The sequence below is a fragment of the Kitasatospora sp. MY 5-36 genome (assembly GCF_001182915.1).
Classification (GTDB): Bacteria; Actinomycetota; Actinomycetes; order Streptomycetales; family Streptomycetaceae; genus Kitasatospora.
Window position 1 is genome coordinate 1 of record NZ_LFVW01000810.1, and the last position, 4,231, is coordinate 4,231.

Sequence of the window (4,231 nt, forward strand, 5' to 3'; positions counted from 1 at the left end):
CGACCGGAGCGGGGGCGGCGACCGGGGCCGGCGCGGCCTCGACGGCCGGAGCCGCGGCGGCGACCGGGGCGCCCGAGCCGTCGTCGATGATCGCCAGCTCGGCGCCCACCTCGACGGTCTCGTCCTCGGCGACCTTGATCGAGGCCAGGATGCCGGAGGCCGGGGCCGGGATCTCGGTGTCGACCTTGTCGGTCGACACCTCCAGCAGCGGCTCGTCGACCTCGACACGCTCACCCTCGGCCTTCAGCCAGCGGGTGACGGTGCCCTCGGAAACGCTCTCGCCCAGCGCGGGCAGTGTTACTGAGACCGCCATGGTTTCAGCGACTCCTATCAAGTCTTGCGTACGGGAAGTACTTGCGTACGGGAAGTACCGGGAAAGGGGGTGGGGCGTGATCAGTCGTGCGCGTGCAGCGGCTTGCCGGCCAGCGCCAGGTGCGCCTCGCCCAGGGCCTCGGACTGGGTCGGGTGCGCGTGGATGAGCTGCGCGACCTCGGCCGGGAGCGCCTCCCAGTTGTAGATCAGCTGGGCTTCACCGACCTGCTCGCCCATGCGGGCGCCGACCATGTGGACGCCGACCACGGCGCCGTCCTTGACCTGGACGAGCTTGATCTCGCCGGCGGTCTTCAGGATCTTGCTCTTGCCGTTGCCGGCCAGGTTGTACTTCAGGGTGACGACCTTGTCCTTGCCGTACAGCTCGACGGCCTTGGCCTCGGAGATGCCGACGGAGGCCACCTCGGGGTTGGAGTAGGTCACCCGCGGAACGCCGTCGTAGTCGATCGGCACCGGCTTGAGGCCGGCCAGGCGCTCGGCGACCAGGATGCCCTCGGCGAAGCCGACGTGGGCCAGCTGGAGGGTCGGGGCGAGGTCGCCGACGGCGGAGATGGTGGGCACGTTGGTGCGCATGTACTCGTCGACGAGGACGTAGCCGCGGTCCATCGCGACGCCGTTCTCCTCGTAGCCGAGGCCGGCCGAGACGGGGCCGCGGCCGATGGCGACGAGCAGCAGGTCGGCGTCGATCTGCTTGCCGTTCTCGGTGGAGACGCGGACACCGGTCTCGGTGTACTCCACGCCCGAGAAGCGGGCCTTCAGCTCGAACTTGATGCCGCGCTTGCGGAACGCGCGCTCCAGCAGCTTGGAGGAGTTCTCGTCCTCCAGCGGGACGAGGTGCGGCAGCGCCTCGACGATGGTGACCTCGACGCCGAAGGACTTCCAGACCGAGGCGAACTCGACGCCGATCACGCCGCCGCCGAGGATGACGACCGACTTCGGGATGCGGTCGAGCTTGAGGGCGTGGTCCGAGGAGATCACGCGGTTGCCGTCGATCTCCAGGCCCGGGATCGAGCGCGGCACGGAGCCGGTGGCCAGGACGATGTGGCGGCCTTCGATGCGCTGGCCGTTGACGTCCACCGAGGTCTGCGAGGAGAGCTTGCCCTCGCCCTGGATGAAGGTGACCTTGCGGGAGGCCACCAGGCCCTGGAGGCCCTTGTACAGGCCGGCGATCACGTCGTCCTTGTACTTGTGGACGCCGTTGATGTCGATGCCCTGGAAGGTGGCCAGGACGCCGAACTCGGCGGCCTCCTTCGTCTCGTCCGCGATCTCCGCGGCGTGCAGCAGCGCCTTGGTCGGGATGCAGCCGCGGTGCAGGCAGGTGCCGCCCAGCTCACCCTTCTCGACCAGGGCAACACTCAGGCCCAGCTGAGCGGCGCGGAGCGCCGCGGCGTAACCGCCGCTTCCGCCTCCGAGAATGACTACGTCGAAAACGGTGCTGGCGTCGTTCGCCACGTCACGTCCTCCATGCATGGGGTGGGTCGCCGGGCCGGTCGCGGTCCGGTGGGTCGGAAGCCTTTGTGGGGCGCCCAGTCGTGCCGGAAATACATCTTCGCACTTGTTCACGGTGGCTGATGTCCGGGTCCGCCCCAGGGGTGTCCCGCGGAGTGGTCACCGGGGCGGGAACGCCCCCGACGGAAGGGCATCATCGCAGCTCAGAGCGGTGTTGACAGCCGCCGGACGGGCGTCTTCCGCGCCATCCGCCACGGCTTCTTCCGCACTGTGGAACAAAGTTTCGCCCGCAGCGAACAGGCGTGCGTCGCGGCGCTCCGGCCTACTCGCGGGTAACCGGGCCGGAACGCCGACGGGGCCCGGCGCACACGCGCCGGGCCCCGTCGCAGCGGGTCCTGGACCGGGGGACGCCCCGGGTCAGGGGTGTCCGGGTCAGGCCTTGCCGTTCGCCCGCTGCTCGGCGAAGCGGACCAGGGTGCGCACCGCGCTCGCGGTGCCGCCCTTCGGGGTGTAGCCGTACGGCGCGCTCTCGTGGAACGCCGGACCGGCGATGTCCAGGTGCGCCCAGTCGGTGCCCTCGGCCACGAACTCCTTCAGGAACAGGCCGGCCACCAGGCCGCCGCCCATCCGCTCGCCCATGTTGGCCAGGTCGGCGATGGTCGACTCGGTCATGCCCTTGCGCAGGTCGGCCGGCAGCGGCATCGGCCAGGACTGCTCGCCCACCTCGCCGGCCAGGGCGTGCAGGCCGTCGCGCAGCTCGTCGTTGTTCGACATCACACCGAAGGTGCGGTTACCCAGGGCCAGCACCATGGCGCCGGTCAGGGTGGCCACGTCGACGATGACGTCCGGGTTCTCCTCGCCGGCCCGCACGATCGCGTCGGCCAGCACCAGGCGGCCCTCGGCGTCGGTGTTCAGCACCTCGACGGTCTTGCCGCCGTACATCCGCAGCACGTCGCCCGGGCGGGTGGCGGAGCCGGACGGCATGTTCTCGGCCAGCGCCAGCCAGCCGGTCACGTTGACGGCCAGGCCCAGGCGCTTGGCGGCCACCACGGCGGCGAACACGGCGGCGGCGCCGGCCATGTCGCACTTCATGGTCTCGTTGTGGCCGGCCGGCTTCAGCGAGATGCCGCCCGAGTCGTAGGTGATGCCCTTGCCGACGAACGCCAGGGTGGCCTTGGCCTTCGGGTGGGTGTAGGCCACCTTCACCAGGCGGGGCGGGTTCGCCGAGCCGATGCCGACGCCGATCAGGCCGCCGAAGCCGCCCTTGGTCAGCGCCTTCTCGTCCAGCACCTCGACCTTGAGGCCGTGCTCCTTGCCGGCCGCCTGGGCGATCGCGGCGAAGCTCTTCGGGTTCAGGTCGTTCGGCGCGGTGTTGACCAGGTCGCGGGCCCGGTTCATCTCCTCGCCGATCGCGGTGGCGCGCTCCACGGCGGCCTTGGCGTCCTTGCTGCCCTTGCGGGCGGCCAGCACGACCAGCTCGCCGACCGGCTCCTTGCCGTTGCCGTCGCCCTTGTAGGTGCCGAAGGCGTACGAGCCGAGCAGGCCGCCCAGCGCGACCGCCTCGATGTCCGCCGCGGACTCGGCCGGCAGGGCCAGCGCGGCCTTCTTGGCACCGGCCAGGGTGCGGGCGGCGACACCGGCGGCGCGGCGCAGCGTCTCCAGCGCGTAACCGTCCTCGGCGGCCTCGCCCAGGCCGACCGCGAGCACGAGCGCGGCCTTCAGGCCGGCGGGGGAGGGGACCTTGACGGCCTCGCCCTCGGCGCCGGTCGCGCCCAGGGTGCTGAGGACCTCGGTCAGCTTGCCCTCGAACGCCTCGTTCACGGCCTCGGCACCGGGGGCCAGCACGATGCCCTTCGGGCCCTTCGCGACACCGACCACCAGGGCGTCCGCGCGCAGCGAGGCGGCGGAGGAGGTGCTCACAGACAATGCAGTCACGTAATGCGTCCTGTTCTTTCGCGGTCCACGGCCGGCCACGGCGAGGCTGCCGCACCGGCGCAGCCCGCGCCGTCGCAGGCCGTCCGCCGGCGGGCCTCCGGGTCCGGGCCCCCTGGCTGCGCGCGTCCGCCGGGGTGGCCGCGTACACCAGAGGCCCCGGCTCCTCGGTACGCGCCGGGCGGGCAGGACCTGCCACGGTGCAGGGCTGCGGTGCTCCACGCATGGTAGTCCGCATGGTGGGATCACGCGCCGCCCGGTGTCAGCCGAGCAACGCCAGGGCGAACAGCGAGGCGGTCGCGGCGGTTTCGGCCATCGCGCCGAGCACGTCCCCGGTGATCCCGCCGAACCTGCGCACGCACCGCCGGAGCAGCAGCCAGGAGCAGCCCGTGCCGACCGCAACGGCCAGCGGGAGGCGGAGAACTGACCATCCGTCGAGCAGTCCGGCCGCGGCCAGGGCGAGTGCGGCGGCGGCCGTCGCGGCGGCGGCCCCGGCGGGCGGCACGGTGCCCGCGACCAT

Annotated in this window: 4 protein-coding genes; all 4 read right to left on the bottom strand. The window is 72.0% G+C overall.

Going from position 1 to position 4,231, the window contains the following annotated elements; all coding sequences use genetic code 11:
- A partial coding sequence (locus AE652_RS36490) for a biotin/lipoyl-containing protein (RefSeq protein ID WP_049659335.1) occupies nt 1-313 on the bottom strand: 313 nt, incomplete at its 3' end.
- A gap of 80 nt (nt 314-393) precedes the next feature.
- Entirely contained in the window at nt 394-1,800 is a 1,407-nt protein-coding gene (lpdA, locus tag AE652_RS36495) for a dihydrolipoyl dehydrogenase (protein ID WP_107086631.1), read from the bottom strand.
- Nucleotides 1,801-2,211: 411 nt separating this feature from the next.
- A complete protein-coding gene (locus AE652_RS36500; RefSeq protein WP_049659339.1) occupies nt 2,212-3,714 on the bottom strand; it encodes a leucyl aminopeptidase in 1,503 nt (500 codons plus the stop codon).
- 259 nt (nt 3,715-3,973) lie between these two features.
- A partial coding sequence (locus tag AE652_RS36505; RefSeq protein WP_049659340.1) for an adenosylcobinamide-GDP ribazoletransferase occupies nt 3,974-4,231 on the bottom strand: 258 nt, incomplete at its 5' end.